Origin of the sequence: Brevibacterium sp. Mu109 (assembly GCF_900169375.1) — a bacterium.
Lineage (GTDB): Bacteria > Actinomycetota > Actinomycetes > Actinomycetales > Brevibacteriaceae > Brevibacterium > Brevibacterium yomogidense_A.
The window spans coordinates 22,401-41,344 of sequence record NZ_FXZF01000017.1; the positions used below are offsets into that span (position 1 = coordinate 22,401).

Annotated in this window: 16 protein-coding genes and 1 tRNA gene; 14 read left to right on the top strand and 3 right to left on the bottom strand. The window is 69.4% G+C overall.

Annotated elements, in window-relative coordinates; genetic code table 11:
* Window positions 1–36 precede the first annotated feature (36 nt).
* Both pcrA and BSP109_RS11175 read right to left on the bottom strand, forming a co-directional pair.
* Entirely contained in the window at window positions 37–2,532 is a 2,496-nt protein-coding gene (gene pcrA, locus BSP109_RS11170; protein ID WP_087009343.1) for a DNA helicase PcrA, read from the bottom strand.
* A gap of 127 nt (window positions 2,533–2,659) precedes the next feature.
* On the bottom strand, window positions 2,660–3,040 hold the full coding sequence (locus BSP109_RS11175; protein ID WP_087009345.1) for a hypothetical protein: 381 nt from the start codon (window positions 3,038–3,040) through the stop codon (window positions 2,660–2,662).
* 56 nt (window positions 3,041–3,096) lie between these two features.
* Here BSP109_RS11175 and BSP109_RS11180 point away from each other — a divergent pair.
* From BSP109_RS11180 to pth, 5 genes are all read left to right on the top strand, one after another.
* Window positions 3,097–3,168: transfer RNA gene (locus BSP109_RS11180), tRNA-Gln, on the top strand.
* 39 nt (window positions 3,169–3,207) lie between these two features.
* Window positions 3,208–4,731 (top strand): bifunctional UDP-N-acetylglucosamine diphosphorylase/glucosamine-1-phosphate N-acetyltransferase GlmU, encoded by a 1,524-nt coding sequence (gene glmU / locus BSP109_RS11185; RefSeq protein ID WP_087009346.1) that lies wholly within the window; start codon window positions 3,208–3,210, stop codon window positions 4,729–4,731.
* A 2-nt stretch (window positions 4,732–4,733) separates the two neighbouring features.
* Window positions 4,734–5,714, top strand: coding sequence for a ribose-phosphate diphosphokinase (locus BSP109_RS11190; protein ID WP_087009349.1), 981 nt, complete (start codon window positions 4,734–4,736; stop codon window positions 5,712–5,714).
* Between the two features lie 345 nt (window positions 5,715–6,059).
* The gene (locus tag BSP109_RS11195; RefSeq protein WP_101600678.1) at window positions 6,060–6,719 is read left to right on the top strand and encodes a 50S ribosomal protein L25/general stress protein Ctc; all 660 of its coding nucleotides are present in this window, start codon (window positions 6,060–6,062) and stop codon (window positions 6,717–6,719) included.
* A 187-nt stretch (window positions 6,720–6,906) separates the two neighbouring features.
* Window positions 6,907–7,503: an aminoacyl-tRNA hydrolase gene (gene pth, locus BSP109_RS11200; protein ID WP_101600680.1), complete on the top strand. Its 597-nt coding sequence runs from the start codon at window positions 6,907–6,909 to the stop codon at window positions 7,501–7,503.
* A gap of 57 nt (window positions 7,504–7,560) precedes the next feature.
* Here the strand turns inward: pth and BSP109_RS11205 are convergent, their stop codons facing one another.
* Window positions 7,561–8,163: a rhomboid family intramembrane serine protease gene (locus tag BSP109_RS11205; RefSeq protein ID WP_087009355.1), complete on the bottom strand. Its 603-nt coding sequence runs from the start codon at window positions 8,161–8,163 to the stop codon at window positions 7,561–7,563.
* Here BSP109_RS11205 and mfd point away from each other — a divergent pair.
* The 9 genes from mfd (at window position 8,162) to BSP109_RS11255 (ending at window position 18,936) form a co-directional block, all read left to right on the top strand.
* Window positions 8,162–11,875, top strand: coding sequence for a transcription-repair coupling factor (gene mfd / locus BSP109_RS11210; RefSeq protein WP_257944664.1), 3,714 nt, complete (start codon window positions 8,162–8,164; stop codon window positions 11,873–11,875). The two genes, BSP109_RS11205 and mfd, sit on opposite strands and share 2 nt — an antisense overlap.
* The gene (locus BSP109_RS11215; protein WP_087009357.1) at window positions 11,872–12,474 is read left to right on the top strand and encodes a MazG nucleotide pyrophosphohydrolase domain-containing protein; all 603 of its coding nucleotides are present in this window, start codon (window positions 11,872–11,874) and stop codon (window positions 12,472–12,474) included. Before mfd ends, BSP109_RS11215 begins: the two co-directional genes overlap by 4 nt.
* An 88-nt stretch (window positions 12,475–12,562) precedes the next feature.
* Entirely contained in the window at window positions 12,563–13,342 is a 780-nt protein-coding gene (locus BSP109_RS11220) for a tyrosine-protein phosphatase (RefSeq protein ID WP_101600681.1), read from the top strand.
* A gap of 392 nt (window positions 13,343–13,734) precedes the next feature.
* Window positions 13,735–14,004 (top strand): hypothetical protein, encoded by a 270-nt coding sequence (locus BSP109_RS11230; protein ID WP_101600683.1) that lies wholly within the window; start codon window positions 13,735–13,737, stop codon window positions 14,002–14,004.
* Between the two features lie 81 nt (window positions 14,005–14,085).
* The gene (eno, locus tag BSP109_RS11235) at window positions 14,086–15,366 is read left to right on the top strand and encodes a phosphopyruvate hydratase (protein WP_087009363.1); all 1,281 of its coding nucleotides are present in this window, start codon (window positions 14,086–14,088) and stop codon (window positions 15,364–15,366) included.
* A 101-nt stretch (window positions 15,367–15,467) separates the two neighbouring features.
* Entirely contained in the window at window positions 15,468–16,004 is a 537-nt protein-coding gene (locus tag BSP109_RS11240; RefSeq protein WP_143275901.1) for a septum formation initiator family protein, read from the top strand.
* Entirely contained in the window at window positions 16,001–16,510 is a 510-nt protein-coding gene (locus BSP109_RS11245; RefSeq protein WP_087009367.1) for a DUF501 domain-containing protein, read from the top strand. The genes BSP109_RS11240 and BSP109_RS11245 overlap by 4 nt, the downstream gene beginning before the upstream one ends.
* Window positions 16,507–17,451 carry a Ppx/GppA phosphatase family protein gene (locus BSP109_RS11250; RefSeq protein ID WP_087009368.1) on the top strand — a complete coding sequence of 315 codons (945 nt, stop codon included), beginning with the start codon at window positions 16,507–16,509 and terminating at the stop codon, window positions 17,449–17,451. Before BSP109_RS11245 ends, BSP109_RS11250 begins: the two co-directional genes overlap by 4 nt.
* A gap of 3 nt (window positions 17,452–17,454) precedes the next feature.
* On the top strand, window positions 17,455–18,936 hold the full coding sequence (locus BSP109_RS11255; protein ID WP_180959711.1) for a S8 family serine peptidase: 1,482 nt from the start codon (window positions 17,455–17,457) through the stop codon (window positions 18,934–18,936).
* Window positions 18,937–18,944 lie beyond the last annotated feature (8 nt).

Here is an 18,944-nt window from a genome sequence, read left to right on the forward strand (position 1 = left end):
GACTGTGAGGACCGAGCGGGCTGCTGCCCGCCGGCCTCAGAGCTTCTCGACCGGCGCGTAGCGCATGAGGAGTCGCTTCGTGCCCTCCGAGCCGAAGTCCACGACCGCGACCGTCTTGTCACCTGCGCCCGTCACCTCGACGACCGTGCCGAGGCCGAACGAGTCGTGCGAGACCCGGTCGCCGGCGTCGACGGAGACCATTTCGCGCTGCGGGCGGATCCTGTTGGGGAAGCCGCTGCCGGGCTTGGTCGACGCCGCCCGCGCCCCGCCTGCTCCCTGGCGACCGGCTCCGAATGCGCCGCTCGAGCCGCCGCGTCCGCCGCCGTACGCGGCTCCGTAGGGGCCTGCGGCGCCGTCTCCCGCACCGAACCCGCCCGTTGTGAAGCCACCTGCGCCCAGCCCGCCTGATCCCGTGGACTCCCACTCGATGAGGTGTTCCGGAATCTCCGCGAGGAACCTGCTGGGCGGGTTGTACTGCGGCTGCCCCCACAGGCTGCGGGTCTCCGCGCGACTGATGAGCAGCTTCCGCTGCGCGCGGGTGAGTCCCACATACGCGAGGCGGCGCTCCTCCGACATCTCCTGGTCCGAGGTGAATGACCGCTGGTGCGGAAATGTCCCGTCCTCCAGGCCGGTGAGGAAGACGACGGGGAACTCGAGGCCCTTCGCGGTGTGCAGCGTCATGAGCGTGACCTCACCCGCCTCTTCGTCGGGGATCGAATCCGCGTCGGACGACAGAGCCACGGCTTCGAGGAAGTCGTCGAGCGTGCCCTCCTCGTTCTGCGCGTCGTACTGCTCCGCCACCGCGACGAGCTCCGCGAGGTTGTCCACGCGGGATTCGTCCTGCGGATCGGTCGACTCGTTGAGCGATGCGAGGTATCCCGTCTGCTCCAGCACTGCTTCGAGGGAGGCGGCGACGCCGCCTCCCTCCGCGACACCTGCCAGATCGTTCAGGAGGGTGAGGAACGTCCGGATCGGACCGCGCGACCGGGTCGTGATGCCGACCGCGTTGTCCGCGTCGTCCAGTGCGGCGCGGAACGTGGTGCGCTCGCGGTCCGCGTGGGCGGCGATGAGCGCTTCCGTCCGGTCGCCGATCCCGCGCTTGGGCTCGTTGAGCACACGGCGCAGGTTCACATCATCAGCCGGATTCGCCAGGACGCGCAGATACGCGAGCGCGTCCTTGATCTCCTTGCGCTCGTAGAAGCGCGTGCCGCCGACCACCTTGTAGGGCATCCCCGCACGGACCAGCGCGTCCTCGATCGCGCGGGACTGCGCGTTGGTGCGGTAGAAGACAGCGAAGTCGCCGTACGTGAGGTCGTGGTCGTCACGGAGCTCGTCGATGCGCTCGACGATGAAGCGCGCCTCTGCCTGCTCCGTCTCCGCGACCCAGCCGGTCACCGTCTCTCCGTCGCCGCTGTCCGTCCACAGCCGCTTGTCCTTGCGATCGGGGTTGTTCGAGATGACGGAGTTCGCCGCAGACAGGATGTTCTGGGTCGACCTGTAGTTCTGCTCCAGCAGCACGACGCGCGCCTGCGGGAAGTCCTCCTCGAATTCCACGATGTTCCGCACTGTCGCGCCGCGGAATGCGTAGATCGACTGGTCCGCGTCGCCCACGACGGTGAGTTCCCCCGTGGGCCCGTCCGGCTGGTCCGCACCGGCGAGGAGCCGGATGAGCCGGTACTGCGCGGGGTTCGTGTCCTGATACTCATCGACCAGGATGTGGCGGAAGCGCGCGCGGTAGTTGTCCGCCACCGCCTCGAAGGCGCCCAGGAGGTGGACCGTCTCCATGATGAGGTCGTCGAAGTCCAGGGCGTTCGCCCGGCGCAGCCGTTCCTGGTAGCGCCGGTAGACGGTGAGGACCGCTTCATCGTGCGGTCGTCTCTCCGACACCGTCGCGGCGAAGTCGTCCGGAGTCATGAGGTCGTTCTTGAGGCCGGAGATCCGTGACCGCAGTGCCCGGGCGGGGAACTTCTTCGGGTCGAGGTCCGCTTCCCGCGCGACCTGGGTGAGGAGGCGCAGCGAGTCCTGGGCGTCGTAGATCGTGAAGCTCGACGTCAGCCCCAGGGTCTTGGCCTCGCGACGGAGGATCCGCACGCATGCGGAGTGGAAGGTCGACACCCACATCGTGCGCGCCGCCGGCCCCACGAGGGCGGCGATGCGCTCTTGCATCTCCTTCGCTGCCTTGTTCGTGAAGGTGATCGCGAGGACTTCACCGGGCCGTGCCCGTCCCGTCCGCAGTGCGTGGGCGATGCGGCGGGTGAGGACACTGGTCTTCCCCGACCCTGCACCCGCGACGATGAGAAGGGGACCGCCATGATGCAGGACTGCCTCCCGCTGGGCCGGATTGAGCCCGTCCAGCAGCGAATCCGCGTCTCCTGCGGCGTCGTCCCGGATCCGGCCGGCCGAGGCTCCGCCCTGCGTCGCCGGTGCGGAACCGGCCGTACCGCTGGGCCGGGCGTCGGCAGCGGGAGGTCCATCTGCGGGGGCAGATGCGTCCGGGTCGAGTGCGGAGAGGAAATCGAAGGGTGAGCTCATAGCGGTGCGAACCTATCAGCAGAGACGGACACGGCCCGGCTCTGGGGAGCCGGGCCGGGATGCGTGCCGGGCACGGGATGGGCCCGTGCGGATCGGAGAGGGGACCCGATCAGGTGCGGATCCGCACTCAGGCGGTGACGGTTCCGGGGAGGAAGACGGCGATGATCACGGCGATGACCGCGACGATCCCGGTGGCGTGCGACATGCCCGCGGACGTGCCCTGCTCCGGGTTCGCCTTCTCCTTGCGCTTGCCGAGGAAGGCGAAGACGGCGACGGCGAGTGCCAGCACCAGCTTGATGCCGATCTTCATGTGATTGACGGCTTCTCCCTCGTCCACCATCGCCTCTGCGAGACCGGTGAGGGCGAGTCCCGTGACGAGCTGCAGGTATGCGCCGTGCAGCATTCCGGGGGAGACCTTGGGGGCCTTGATGTTCGCGAAGTAGCCGCCGATGATGATGGCCATTCCGAGGAGGTGCAGTACGACTAGGATGAGACGAAGGATTTCCATACCCCTGAGTCTAGTGGCAGGATTGCACCCAGCGCCCACCCGTCCCGGGAGCGCGGTCCGCCCTGGTGTAATGGCAGCACTCCGGCTTTTGGTGCCGTGTGGTCTAGGTTCGAATCCTAGGGGCGGAGCGGGATGAATCCATCCGCGATATCCAAGGAGCCCCACACATGCCGCAGCACAGCCCGGCAGCCGTGATCGTCCTCGCCGCAGGCGCAGGAACCCGGATGAAGTCGGCCACACCCAAGGTGATGCACCCGATCGCAGGACGGTCTCTCCTCCACCACGCGATCACCGCAGCGGCCGGCACCGGTCCCGAACACCTCGTCGTCGTGCTGCGCCACGCGCGCGAGCAGGTGGCCTCGCACGTCGAATCCATCGCCGGAGTCCTCGACCGCTCCGTGCTCGTGGCCGACCAGGACGATGTCCCCGGCACGGGCCGCGCCGCGGAGTGCGCGCTCACCCAGCTCCCCGAGGACATGGACGGCACGGTCGTCGTCACGTACGGCGATGTCCCGCTGCTCACCACCTCCACCCTCTTCGCTCTCGTCGAGCACCACGAAGCGCAGTCCAATGCGGTGACGGTCCTGTCCGCCAACGTCGCGAACCCCGCGGGCTACGGCCGCATCGTGCGCGACGCGGCCGGCGATCTGGAACGGATCGTCGAGCAGAAGGACGCGGATGAGGCAGTCCGCGCGATCGGCGAGATCAACTCCGGGATCTACGCGTTCGAGGCATCCGTGCTGCGCGACGCGCTCGCCCGCGTCGACACGGACAACGCCCAGGGGGAGAAGTACCTCACCGACGTCATCGGCATCGCGCGCAGCGGTGGCTCCCGCGTCGCAGCGCTCACGACCGACGACGTGTGGCAGGTGGAAGGCGCGAACGACCGCGTGCAGCTCGCCCAGCTGGGCCGCGAGCTCAACCGTCGCATCGTCGAATCCCACATGCGGGCCGGTGTCACGGTCGTCGATCCGGAGACCACGTGGATCGACTCCGACGTCGTCCTCGCACCGGATGTCACGATCCAGCCGGGAGTGCAGCTCCACGGCGCCTGCGATATAGCGGCCGATGCCGTCATCGGACCGGACACGACCCTGTCGGACACGGAGGTGGGAGAGGGCGCCACGGTGATCCGCACCCACGGCTCGCTCGCGGTGATCGGAGCCGGGGCTGCGGTCGGGCCCTTCTCCTACCTGCGGCCCGGGACGGAACTGGGCGCGAGCGGCAAGCTCGGCGCGTTCGTGGAGACGAAGAACGCGCAGATCGGCGAGGGGTCGAAGGTGCCCCACCTGACCTACGTCGGCGACGCCACGGTCGGTGAGCACTCGAACATCGGCGCGTCGTCCGTCTTCGTCAACTACGACGGCGTGAAGAAGCAGCGCACGACGATCGGCTCGCATGTGCGGATGGGCTCCGACACGATGTACATCGCCCCCGTGACGGTGGGCGACGGCGCATATTCGGGCGCGGGTGCCGTCATCCGCGACGACGTGCCGGCCGGGGCGCTGGCGATCAAGGAGGGCCGCCAGCGCAACATCGAGGGCTGGGTCGAGAAGAACAGACCAGGGAGTGCCGCCGCGCAGGCGGCACAGCTGGCACACGACACTGCGCCGGAATCGACGGCCGCGGACAGCGCGGCGCCGGACCGGGGGACAAGCGCAGACGATGCGGATCGAAATAAGGAGTCCTGAACGTGAGGTCGATCACCACCGCGGGCGAGAAGAAACTCGTCCTGGTCAGTGGGCGCGCGAACACTGAGCTGGCCGAACAGGTCGCACAGTGCCTCGGCACCGAACTGCTCCCCACAGACGTCTACAACTTCGCCAACGGCGAGATCTATGTCCGGTTCGGAGAATCCGTCCGCGGCACAGACGTCTTCATCATGCAGTCGCACACGACCCCCATCAACGAATGGGTCATGGAGCAGCTCATCATGGTCGACGCGCTCAAGCGTGCGTCGGCCAAGAGGATCACCGTCATCGCGCCGTTCTTCCCGTACGCGCGGCAGGACAAGAAGCACCGCGGCCGTGAGCCCATCTCCGCTCGCCTCATGGCGGACCTCTTCAAGACCGCGGGTGCCGACCGCCTCATCACGGTCGACCTCCACACGGCTCAGATCCAGGGCTTCTTCGACGGACCCGTCGATCACCTCGTCGCGCTGCCGATCCTGTCGGACTACGTGAAGGAGAACTACCCCGAGGACCTCGCGGTCGTCTCGCCCGACGCGGGCCGGATCAAGGTCGCGGAGAACTGGTCGTCCAGCCTGGGCGGCGTCCCCCTGGCGTTCATCCACAAGACGCGCGACATCACGCGGCCGAATGAGACGAAGGCCAATCGCGTGGTGGGCGAGGTCGAGGGTCGCCACTGCGTGCTCGTCGACGACATGATCGACACCGGCGGCACCATCGTCCAGGCGGCGGACGCCTGCATGGCGGCGGGGGCCAAGGGCGTCATCATCGTGTCCACCCACGCAGTCTTCTCCGGCCCCGCGGTGGAGCGCCTCACCAATTCCGTGGCGGAAGAGGTCATCGTCACGAACACGCTTCCGCTCAGCGAGGAGATGATGTTCGACAAACTCACGGTCCTGTCCATCGCTCCGCTGCTCGCGAGGGCAGTGCACGAGGTGTTCGAGGACGGCTCCGTCACGAGCCTCTTCGAGGGCGACGGCGCCTGATCCGGAGCATCCGCATCTGACCGTCCGCGTGACGGATGAGCGGCCGTTCGCCCGGGGAGGGCGAACGGCCGCTTGGCTGTTCCCACTGCCACGGCAGTTCCCGTTGCCGCAGCCGTCCCCGCGGCAGCCGTCCCCGCGGCAGCGTTCGGCGCCCGCTTTGACCGCGTGCGGGGAGTGCGTATGATTGACGGGTTACCTCGGCGAGGGAGGCCCCGACGGCCTCCGTGATCGACGCGGTGCTCATGATCCGAACAGGCTGCAGTGCCTCCTGGCCACAGCGTCCCTCGTTCCGGGTGGGTGGGCTGCGTCCGTGCGAGGCGCCACCGCTTGAGAAGGAGAATGACCATGGCAGATGCGAAGCTCGACGTCGTCCGTCGCGAAGAATTCGGCAAGGGAGCGGCACGTCGCTTCCGCCGCGAGGGCAAGGTCCCCGCGGTCTTCTACGGCCACGGGATCGACCCCATCCACCTGCTGCTCGATGCGCACCCCACGATGCTGGCGCTGCGCACCCCGAACGCGCTGCTGAAGCTCGAGAACCCGGACACGGGCAAGAGCGAGCTGGCACTCGTGAAGGACGTGCAGGTCAACCCCGTCACTCGTGAGAACGAGCACCTGGACCTGATCCTCGTCAAGAAGGGCGAGAAGGTCGAGGTCGACGTCCCGATCGTGCTCGAGGGCGAAGCGGCGCCCGGCACGATGGTGTCGGTCGACAACCAGTCGCTGCTCATCGAGGCCGACGCCACGAAGCTGCCGGAGACGATCGAGGTCAGCATCGAGGGCCGCGAGGTCGGCGACCACATCTACGCCGCAGACGTCACGATGCCGTCCGGCTCCACGCTGGTCTCCGATGCGGAGCTGCTCGTGGTGAACGTGTCCGCCGAGCTGTCGGATGCGGAGCTCGAGGCGGAGCTCGAGACCGACGCGGTCGATGAGGATGCGGCGGAGTCCACCGGCGAGGAGTCCGGCGACGAGTCCACGGAGGAGAAGCCGTCCGACGACGAGTGAGGCACGGGAGAGGGCTCCCCACCGGGAGCTGACCACCCAGGCTCGCGCGTGCACACCTGCGGGGCAGGACCGATCCGGTCCTGCCCCGCAGTGCATGACCCGCGTCGCCCCTCGAGAGCTCCATCACCACAGCAGTCAGCCCGACCCCGCGACGAGCGGGTCATCACAGAAGGACGGTCGCGTCGCCATGGCATCGGACACCTGGATCATCGTGGGCCTCGGCAATCCGGGCAGCCGGTATGAGGCGACCCGCCACAACATCGGCTACCTGGTCGTCGACGAACTGCTGCGACGCATGGGCGGGACGCTGACGAAGTCGAAGACCCGCGCACTCGCCGCGACGGGGAGACTCCCCGGGGCCGGGGGGCTGCCGGGCCCGCGGGCTGTCCTCGTGCGGCCGGCGACCTACATGAATGAGTCGGGGCAGCCGGTGGGACAGCTCGCCCGCTTCCATTCGGTCGCACCCGACCGCGTGATCGCGATCCACGACGACGTGGACCTCGACTACGATTCCGTTCGTCTCAAGCAGGGCGGCGGAGAGGGCGGCCACAACGGACTGCGATCCCTCACGAGCCACCTGGGAACGAAGGACTACCTCCGGGTCCGTGCGGGAGTGGGGCGTCCTCCCGGACGCATGGACACCGCCGACTACGTGCTGGGGCGCTTCACCTCGCAGGAGCGCACCACTCTGCCGATCTTCGTCTCCGACCTCGCGGACGCGGTGGAGGCCATCGCGCTCGAGGGGCTCGAGCCCGCCCAGCAGCGGTTCCACTCACCGCGCTGAGGCACCCCCGCCGGCAGGAGGCGTCGGCGACCGTCGGAGGGCTCCCGCGGCGCGGCTCTACCGCGACGCGGTCCGGGGCCTCAGGAGCAGAGCTGCGAGTCCACCGCCGATCGCTCCGAAGAGATGGCCCTGCCAGGAGATCCCCGGATGGACGGGAAGGACTCCCACGAGCATCGAGCCGCCGTAGACGACGAAGACGATCGCGGCGATGATCCCGTACAGGATGCGGTGCGACATGGTCCCAGCGGTGAAGACGCGGACGATGAGGTAGGCGAAGTACCCGAAGACGAGTCCGGAGGCTCCGACCGTCAGGGTACCGGGCCATGCGAGCAGCCACGGTCCGATCCCGCCGATCACAGTGGCGATCGCCGTCACGGCCCAGAACCTGCGCGCACCCTCTGCGGCGACCAGGCAGCCGAGGACCGCGAACGGCACGGTGTTCGCGATGAGATGGCCCCACGTCGAGTGGAGGAGCGGGGCGAGGACGACGCCCGGCAGGTGCGTGACGTCCCACGCGCGGATGCCGAGGACCTCGAACCGCCCGGGCAGCAGCATGTCCGCGAACTCGATCGCCCACATGAGCGCGATGAGGAGCAGCGGCGGGACCAGGCGCGCGGCGAATGGCGCGCGCGGACGGGTGTCGTCGGGTGTGTGCGCCATGTCCCCAGTATCCGTCATGAAGCTGGAGGCCCGGTCCGCGCGGACGGCAGTGAAGGCGCGCAGGAGCTGCGGCGACCTGGCGATCAGTCGTGTCCGCGCCGACGCCTACACTGGACGCGTGCTGACTGGATTGAGTGACGCCCTCACGCTGCCCGCATTCGACGATGTCCGGCGAGCGGTGGCCGATCCCGCGTCGCCGGGCGGCTCCGTGTCCCTGGTGCGCGGACTCCTGCCCGCACTCATCTCGCGCACCGCGAAGACCGGGACCGTCCTGGTGGTCACAGCGACGACGCGTGAGGCGGAAGACCTCGCACGTGCGCTCGCCGACCACCTGCCGCAGGAATCCGTCGCGGTCTTCCCGTCCTGGGAGACGCTGCCGCATGAGAGGCTCTCGCCCCGCTCGGACACCGTGGGCGAACGCCTCACGGTGCTGCGCCGGCTCGCCTATCCGGGTGCCGACGGCGATTCCCCGCTGCGGGTCGTCATCGCGCCGGTGCGCGCTGCGCTGCAGCCGCTCGTCAAGGGACTCGCACACCTCGAACCCGTCGACCTGCGCGTCGGTGACAGGGTCGATCTCACCGAACTGTCCGAAACGCTGTCCGGGCTCGCGTACACCCGTGTCGACATGGTGTCCCGCCGCGGTGAGTTCGCGGTGCGCGGCGGCATCATCGATGTCTTCCCTCCGACTGCCGAATCCGCCCTGCGACTCGAATTCTTCGACGACGAGATCGAGGAGATCCGCCCCTTCGCCGTGGCGGACCAGCGCTCCCAGAACCCCGACCCCGACGGTCCCGCCCCCCGCCTGTACGCACCGCCGTGCCGGGAGGTCCTGCTCACCGCCAAAGTCCGGGAACGTGCCGCAGCCCTGGCGGAGACGACGCCCGCTGCGGCCGACATGCTGGGCCGCATCGCCGCGGGCGTCGCCGTGGAGGGGATGGAATCGCTCGCGCCGGTCCTCGCGGATGGGATGGAACCCCTCGTCGCGGTCGTGCCGCAGGACACCCGTGTGCTCGTCGTGGAGCCGGAGAGGGTCGCGCGCCGCGCGGACGACCTGGTCCGCACGTCTGATGAGTTCCTCGCGGCCGCCTGGGAATCGGCCTCCGACGGCGCGCAGGCCCCTGTCGATCTGTCCGCTGCGAACTTCCGCACCCTCGAGCAGACGCGGGAGGCCGCCGGCGTCCTGAGCCTGCCGTGGTGGGAGCTGGGCGGCTTCGCAGTCGACGAAGAGCTCACCGCTGCGGGCGACGAGGTCTACACGGTGCCGGCGCGTGAGCCGCGGGGGTACCAGGGCGACGTCGAGGCGATCCTCGGCGACGTGCGCACGCTGGTGCGGGACGACTGGTCCGTCGTCGTCCTCACGGAGGGCGGCGGTCCGGGCAAGCGGCTCGTCGAGGTGTTCGCCGACGCCGAGGTCCCCGCAGCCTTCGTCGAGGCTCCCGACTTCACTGCTGCGGGGCGCGTCGAAGTCGCGATCGGGGCCGGCTACGGCGGGTTCGTCGTGGACGAGCTCAGGCTGGCCGTGCTCACGGAGGCGGACGTGCTCGGCCGTGCGGCCGCCACCTCGACGCGGGACATGCGGAAGCTCCCCGCGCGCCGCAGGCGCAACCAGGTCGACCCCCTCAACCTGTCGCCCGGCGACCACGTGGTGCACGAGCAGCACGGTGTCGGCCGGTTCGTCGAGATGGTGCAGCGCACCGCGGGGAAGGGGAAGGACGCGCACACGCGCGAATACCTGGTCCTCGAGTACGCGCCGTCGAAGCGCGGGCACCCCGGCGACCGGCTGTACGTGCCCTCGGACGCGCTCGACCAGGTCACCCGGTACGTGGGCGGCGAGAGCCCGACGCTCAACAAGATGGGCGGGTCCGACTGGTCGAAGACGAAGACGCGGGCGCGGAAGGCGGTCAAGGAGATCGCCGGAGAGCTCGTCCGCCTCTACTCCGCTCGGCAGGCCACGCAGGGCCACGCATTCGGTCCTGACACCCCCTGGCAGCGGGAGCTCGAGGACGCCTTCCACTACGTCGAGACGCCGGATCAGCTGACGACGATCGATGAGGTCAAGGACGACATGATGAAGTCGGTCCCCATGGACCGGCTGATCTGCGGCGACGTGGGCTACGGCAAGACGGAGGTCGCGGTCAGGGCGGCCTTCAAGGCGATCCAGGAGGGCAAGCAGGTCGCGGTGCTCGTCCCCACGACGCTGCTCGTGCAGCAGCACCTGGAGACGTTCGCGGAGCGCTACGCGGGCTTCCCCGTGAGTGTGGGGGCCCTGTCGCGCTTCCAGTCGAAGAAGGAATCGGATCGCGTCGTCGCCGCGATGAAGGACGGGACGATCGACCTCGTCATCGGCACCCACCGACTGCTGTCGGGCGAGATCTCGTTCAAGGACCTGGGCCTCGTCATCATCGACGAGGAGCAGCGGTTCGGGGTCGAGCACAAGGAGACGCTCAAGGCGATGCGCGCGGACGTCGACGTTCTCGCGATGTCCGCGACGCCCATCCCGCGCACGCTCGAGATGGCGGTCACGGGCATCAGGGAGATGTCGACCCTGGCGACTCCGCCGGAAGAGCGCCATCCCGTGCTCACCTACGTGGGACGCCACGAGGATCGGCAGGTCGCCGCAGCGATCCGGCGCGAGCTCATGCGCGAGGGGCAGGTCTTCTACATCCACAACCGGGTGCAGGACATCGACCGGGTGGCGGGGCGCCTCGCGGAGCTCGTCCCCGAAGCGCGGATCGGGATCGCGCACGGCAAGATGGGCGAGCGACAGCTGGAGCAGATGATCGTCGACTTCTGGGAGCGGAAGTTCGATGTGCTCGTCTGCACGACGATCGTCGAGACCGGCATCGACATCGCGAACGCGAACACGCTCATCATCGACCGGGCCGACCGCTACGGACTCTCGCAGCTCCACCAGCTGCGGGGCCGGGTGGGGCGCGGCCGCGAACGCGCGTACGCGTACTTCCTCTACCCGCCGGACGGCACGCTCACGGAGACGGCGCACGACCGGCTCAAGACCCTGGCCGAGCACTCCGAGCTGGGCGCGGGGATGCAGGTCGCCATGAAGGACCTCGAGATCCGCGGCGCGGGCAACCTGCTGGGCGGTCAGCAGTCCGGGCACATCGAAGGAGTGGGCTTCGACCTCTACATCCGCCTCGTGGGCGAGGCGGTGGCCAACTTCCGCGGTGAGTCGCAGGAGGAGGAGCCGGAGATGCGCATCGAGCTGCCCGTCGACGCGCACATCCCCACCGACTACGTCGAGCACGAACGGCTGCGGCTCGAGGCGTACCGGAAGCTCGCCGCCGCCGGGGGAGAAGAGCAGATCCGGTCAGTGCTGGAAGAGCTCACCGACCGCTACGGCACGCCGCCGGACGCGGTGGGAGTGCTGGCGGACGTGGCTCGTCTGCGCATCCGTGCACGGAAGTCGGGGGTCTCCGACATCGTGAGCCAGGGCAACTTCATCCGCTTCGGTCCGGTGGAGGACCTGCCGGACTCGCAGATCGCCCGTCTGAAGCGCATGTACCCCAAGTCGCTCATCAAGCCGGCCGTCCGGTCGGTGCTCGTCCCCAAACCCGTGAGTGGGGGCGGATTCGACAGCAGGGAAGTCGTCGACTCGGAGATCCTCACATGGGCACACCAGTTCCTGGAGGCCATCATGCCGGTCGAGGATGAGGAGACCGAGAGCCTCGAGAGTGCCGCGAGCGCCTCGTCATGAGCCGGGTGCGGGGCACGAGTGCCGGGGGAGGCGAGGACCCGGACCCGCGCGACGTCCGCGAACCGTGGAGCCGGCCTGACGTCGCGACCCTCACCCCGGACCGGATGATGGCGTACATCCGCGCGCGCTGCCCGTGGGCCGCGGCCCACACCCACAGGACGCTCGCGCCCTATCTGCTGGAGGAATCGGCAGAGCTGATGGCCGCCATCCTCGAAGACGAGCGGGTCGGCTCCGCGGGCGGATCGGCGACGGCCGACGCGGTCGAAGCCGAACTCGCAGACGTCCTCTACCAGGTGGTGTTCCACGCTGCGCTGCTCGACGAGCGCAGGGAAGCAGAGCCCGGCGACACCTGGAGTTCTCTCCAGCAGCGACTGGTCGACAAGTACGTCCGCAGGCATCCGCACGTCTTCGAATCGTCCTCTCCGGTGCCGATCGCAGACGTGCAGCGCCGGTACCAGGACGTGAAGGCCGCGGAACGAGCGGAGGGGAGCGCTGCCCGCGAGCCGTCTGCTGAGGTTCACGCAGAGGCAGCGGACGAGGCTCTGCGCATCCTGTCGGACATCCGGGAGACAATGGCCTCGAGGAACAGGCAGGACTGACCGGTCTGGGCTGCGTGCGATCGACGACGCGCGATCGACGACGACCGCACCGGTACACCCGACCGCACCACGGAGACGAGGAGCACGCATGACAGAGGAATTCCATCGCGCACCGCGGATCGAGATCCCCGGCACGTTCAACTTCCGCGATCTCGGCGGCCACCGCACTCGTGACGGCGGCGCGGTCGCGACCGGTCGCCTCTACCGGGCAGACGGTCTGGGACGGCTGGGGCCGGACGGCGTCGCGATGCTCAAGGAGATGCGCATCGCCTCCGTCGTCGATCTGCGTGAGGAGAAGGAGGTCGCGAACATCCCCGATGCCGTCGACGGCCTGGGCGCCCGCTATTCCCACATGCCGCTGCTGGGCAACCGCTATTTCCCGCTCGACAAGGACCGCCCGGACCGGATCGTCCTCGACACCCCCTCGCTGCCTGCGCTCTACGCGGCGATGATCGAGACGGCCGGATCGCGGTTCGTGGACGTCATCACCCACATCGCGGACGTCGAGCAGGACGCGGCCGTCTTCCACTGCTCAGCCGGCAAGGACCGGACGGGTCTGATCGCCGCCTTCGTGCTGTCGATCCTGGGTGTCGAGCGCGATGCGGTCATCTACGACTATGCGCTGACGGAGGAGTACCTGGGGGATGACTTCCGCGCTGCGCTGCGCAGCCACTTCTCGTCGGCCGGCATCTCGTCCGTGTCAGCCATGGCGACGGATGCGAAGCCGGAATGGCTGGCGGACGTCTTGGACCGGCTGGACCGCGATCACGGGGGCGTCGAGGGGTACCTCGCAGATCACGGACTCCGGGACGGGGTCGCTGACCGCCTGCGGGCCTCACTCACGGAGGCGAAGACTCCGACGTCGTGAGGCGCATCCGAGCTCGGTCCGGACGATGCTGCCGGTGACGACGATGCTGCGGGTCGCTTCGCCTCACGCGCACTGAGTCGGCGCAGAAGGACCATCCACCCGCTGAGTGCTGCGACGAGTGCGAGTGCATAGACCGTCAGCCCCAGGGGGTCATCGGCGGCGGTCTGCTGGCGTAGAGGAGGCCGGCCCATGTGCGGCCTATGACGAGAGCCATGTCAGGCGGCTCGAGCTGATCCTGGGCATCCGCGGAATCATCGGGGGGCCGAACCGTCGATTCCGGGAACGATGCCACCGCACGTGCTGCCACCGCACGTGCTGCCACCGCACGTGCTGCCACCGCCCGTGCTGCCACCGCACGTGCTGCCACCGCCCGTGCTGCCACCGCGAGTGCCGTGACAGACCCGGCGGGGGCCTCGGCGGAGGTCGTCCGGCTCCTGTCCGAGCAGGACTGGCCGGACAAGCAGACCGTCGCGCGCACCGCGGTCGAACAGAGGCTGCGCAGGATGGCGGGGCTGGGCGTCGAGGAGGGGACGCGATATGAGCTCGCACTCGGCGTCGCGGTGGGCACGTACGAGGTCTCGCAGCTCGTCGTCGACATGCTGCGGCTCGCACAGACGTCTCAGAGCATCCGCAGCGTCGAGGGCGACGCACGCGCGCCGTGAGCGCGATCTGCGGGGCGGTGTGCACTAGGCTGGCTCCGTCGTCCCCGCACACGCGCACATGCGCACGATCAAGGAGAATCCGTGGCAGAGATTCTGGCCGTAACCGCACGGGAGATCCTCGACTCCCGTGGCAATCCGACCGTCGAAGTGGAAGTCCTCCTCGAAGACGGCGCCGTGGGCCGCGCCGGGGTGCCGTCAGGCGCCTCGACGGGTGAGTTCGAAGCAGTCGAACTGCGCGACGGGGATCCGGAGCGCTACCTGGGCAAGGGCGTGCAGAACGCCGTCGAAGCAGTCCTCGACGACATCCACGACGAGGTGACCGGCATCGAGGCCGATGACCAGCGACTCGTCGACCAGGCGCTGATCGACCTGGACGGCACGGACAACAAGTCCCGCCTGGGCGCGAACGCGACGCTCGGCGTCTCACTCGCCGTGGCACGTGCTGCGGCGGAGAGTGCGGAGCTGCCGCTCTACCGCTACCTCGGCGGACCCAACGGGCACGTCATGCCCGTGCCGATGATGAACATCCTGAACGGCGGTTCGCACGCGGACTCCAACGTCGACATCCAGGAATTCATGATCGCGCCGATCGGCGCATCGAGCTTCCGCCAGGCGCTCCAGTGGGGCGCAGAGGTCTACCACGCGCTCAAGAAGGTCCTGCAGGACCGCGGGCTGTCGACCGGCCTGGGCGACGAGGGCGGGTTCGCCCCGAACCTCGACTCCAACGCTGCGGCGCTCGACCTGATCCTCGAGGCGATCGAGGCCGCGGGCCGCAAGCCCGGCACGGAGATCGCGCTCGCGCTCGATGTCGCGTCCTCGGAGTTCCACGGCGACGACGGCTACACGTTCGAAGGTTCGCTCAGGTCCGCATCGGACATGACCGCGTACTACGAGAAGCTCGTCGCGGACTACCCGCTCGTCTCCATCGAGGATCCGCTCGACGAGAACGACTGGGACGGCTGGACGGAGCTCACGACCCGGATCGGCGGTGCCGTCCAGATCGTCGGCGACGATCTCTTCGTCACCAACCCGCAGCGCCTGCAGCGCGGCATCGAATCCGGCGCCGCGAACTCCCTGCTGGTCAAGGTCAACCAGATCGGGACCCTCACGGAGACGCTCGATGCGATCTCGCTGGCCCACTTCCACCACTACACCGCGATGATCTCCCATCGTTCGGGCGAGACCGAGGACACGACGATCGCCGACCTCGCGGTCGCGGTGAACGCCGGGCAGATCAAGACGGGTGCGCCGGCGCGCTCGGAGCGCGTGGCGAAGTACAACCAGCTCCTGCGCATCGAGGAGCAGCTGGGCGATGCCGCTCGGTACGCCGGTCGCGGGGCGTTCCCGCGGTTCAACGGCTGACACGCCGGGACGGATCACAATCCCCCCGGACACGGAAGGGGCGCGGCACACTTGAGGTGGCCGCGCCCCTTCCCCCATCCGCGCGGATCGAGGTGGACACGATGAGCAGACGCAGCACGGGCGGTCGCGGCAGCGGTCGCCCCGGCCCCGCCGGTGGACGGCGCCCTCATCGTGCCTCGAAGCAGTCCCGGTCCACCGGGAGCGTCTCCCCGGAACTCATCGACGACACGGCTGCGGGCAGGCGGATGTCGTTCCGCACCTCCGTGATCGTCGGCACACTCCTCATCGTCCTCTTCGGGCTCATCCAGCCGATCAGCAGCGGACTCACCCAGATGCAGCAGATCGCGGCTCTGGAAGCCGACATCGCGGCGACGAAGGGCGAGGTCGAGCAGCTCCAGGAGGAACGGGAGCGGCTGGACGACCCGGCGCATCTGGAGCGCCTGGCGCGTGAGAACCTGCAGTACGTCCACGAGGGCGAAGAGGCGTTCATCGTCGTGGACAGTCCGAACGACCACGGCGACGAGGCGGACGAATCCGAGGCCAGCGCCTCGAAGGCAGTCCGTGCCCAGCCCTGGTACATAGAGCTGGCCGATTCGCTGCGTGCGGTCGGCTACGCGAACGAGGAGGACCCCACGTGATCACCCCGTACACAGATGCGGACAGGGAGCGGGTGCGAGAGCAGCTGAACAGGCTGCCGCGCGGAGTCGTGGGAGTCGCATCCCGGACCGCCGGCGGCGAGCCGATCGTCGTCGCGACCGCACCCCGGCTGGATGATGGGACTCCGTTCCCCACCACCTACTACCTCACGCACCCCGACTATGTGACGGAGGCGTCGCGGTTGGAAGCGAACGGGGTCATGGCGGAGCTCACCGCCGAACTCGCAGACGACGAGGAGCTCCAGGCGGCCTACGCCCGCGCCCACACGCAGTATCTGGCCGACCGTGCGCGGATCGGCCGGGAGGCGGGGCTCGACGAGGTGGCAGAGGTCGCCGACTTCTCCGCGGGCGGGATGCCGACCCGCATCAAGTGCCTGCACGCTCTCGTCGGCCACAGCCTGGCTGCCGGACCCGGCGTCAACCCGGTGGGGGACAGGGCACTCGCGATGATGGGGACAGTGCCGCCTGCCGTAGGCTTCCACGTATGACGAGAACGGCTGCCTTCGACTGCGGAACGAACTCCCTGCGACTCCTCGTCGCGGACGTCGACGACACCGGGCGCTTCACGGAGGTCGTGCGCGAGATGCGGGTGGTCCGACTGGGCCAGGGAGTCGACCGCACCGGCGAGTTCGCTCCGGAGGCGCTCGCACGGACCTTCGCGGTCTGCGACGAGTACGCGGAGATCGTGTCCCGTCACGCTCCGGACCGACTGCGGTTCGTCGCGACATCGGCCAGCCGCGACGTGTCCAACCGCGATGAGTTCGCGGCCGGAGTGCACGAGCGCCTGGGGATCGCCCCGGAGGTGATCGAGGGCGGCGAGGAAGCGGAGCTCTCGTTCCTCGGCGCCACCGCGGGTGTGCCGGATGCAGCGTCGCCGCGGCTGGTCATGGATCTGGGCGGCGGTTCGACGGAGCTCGTGCTCGGAGACGCGACCGCGGACGACGCGTACAGCATGAACATCGGATGCGTGCGCCTGTTCGAGCGCCACCTCGCGTCCGACCCGCCCACCGCAGACCAGATCGCAGCGCTGCGCGCGGACGTCGACGACGCCTTCACCGAAGCCGCGCAGCACGTCGATGTGTCCGCGACCCGCACGCTGGTGGGCGTCGCGGGAACCATCACGACGATCGCCGCCGCGATCCTCGACCTGCCCGGCTACGACCGCGACGCGATCCATGGTGCCTCCCTCACGCGGGAGCAGATCGTGCAGACAGCGGACCGCCTCGCCGCGATGACGTCGGACGAGCGCCGGGCACTGCCGTACATGCACCCTGGACGTGCGGACGTCATCGCCGCGGGCAGCCAGGTCTTCGCCCGACTCGTCGAGCTCGTCGACGACGCCGTCGGCCGCTCCGGAGGCTCCCTCGGGATCCGAGTGAGCGAATCGGACATCCTCGACGGGATCGCTCTGGGCCTCGCGCGAGGCTGATCGATGTCACGGCGACGCGGACAGCAGGAGCCGCCGAGTGAGCGGCGTCGACGCAGGGAGCGCAGACGCCGTCTGCGGAGCCGCGTCCTCCAGCTGCTGGCGATCCTCGCCGCGCTCGGACTCGTCGCCGCCACGATCTTCGGCGGGTCCGCCGGCGCTGCGGAGGCGCAGACGGACGAGGGACCGGAGCCCGGACCCGGCCAGTGGTTCATGGACGACTACGACATCCCCGAACTGTGGGAGACGACTCGGGGCGACGGCGTCACGGTGGCCGTCATCGACTCCGGCGTGAGCGACGCCCATGAGAACCTCACGGACGCGGTGACCGCCGCGCGCGACTTCTCGGGTGCCGGCAAGGACGGGACCGAGCCCGTCGGCGCGGAGAGCATCATCCATCACGGCACGGCTGTGGCGGGCGTCGTCGCCGGCAACGGGACGGGCAGCGGTCCGGTGGGCGTGGCACCGGAGGCGACGATCGCCTCGGCGTCGGTGTGGTTGGGCGGCGGAGCCCCATCGGCCGCGCAGTCCACGCGCGTGCAGGCCGAGAAGGCGCTGCGCTGGGCCGTGGACAGCGGCGCCTCCGTCATCAACATGTCCCTGGGCTGGGACGACCCGTCGTGGCCCCGGCAGTGGGACGAGGCCTTCGCCTATGCCTACGAGCACGACGCGGTCGTCATCGCGTGCGTGGGCAACCGGTCGCAGGGTGCGACTCAGGCGTGGTCGCCGGCGACGGTCCCCGGAGTGGTGGGGGTCGGCGGACTGGCGAAGTCCGGCGCCGTGCGGGACACGTCCACCGCACCGGGCACGGCAGTGGACCTCATGGGGCCGGCCGAGGACATCCCCGTCCCGTTCTGGGACGGGGGATACGGCACGGCCGACGGGTGCTCGTTCGCGGCCCCCGTGGTGTCCGGGATCGCGGCGCTGCTGCGGTCCGCGCACCCTGACTGGTCCGCCGACGAGGTCGTCGCCGCTCTCCACGAGACCGCCGGGCCGGTCGAGGGACACGATGGACTGGGCACCTACGAGGAGCCGGACCCGATCGTGGGATACGGCAGGGTCGACCCCGCCGCGGCCCTCGCATGGGAACCGGACGACGATGTGCCCTCCGCGTCGGATCAGCTCGCGGACTGGGTGCAGATGCATCGCCGCGGCGGCGCGGACTCGGAGGGCCCCCGTGCCGGGGGCGAATCGCCTGCCGCAGAGGACGATACGACCGAGCCGGCTGAACGGACCCAGGAGACCGAGGAGGCCGACGGGACCGTCGCCGCCGTGAACGGGTCGCGGCAGGTGCTGGGACCCTCGGTGCTGATCGGCGGTGGTGTCGTCGGGGCGGCGCTGCTGATCGGCGCGCTGGTCGTGGGAATCCGCGCGCGGCGCTCGCGGCAGGACCGGGCCACGGCCTCGGACGAGGCCGATGGGACAGCCGAGGAACCGCGTGCCGGAGCGTCCGCGGGTGTGGCGGAGGAGACCCGCGACGACGGCTAGTGAAAAGT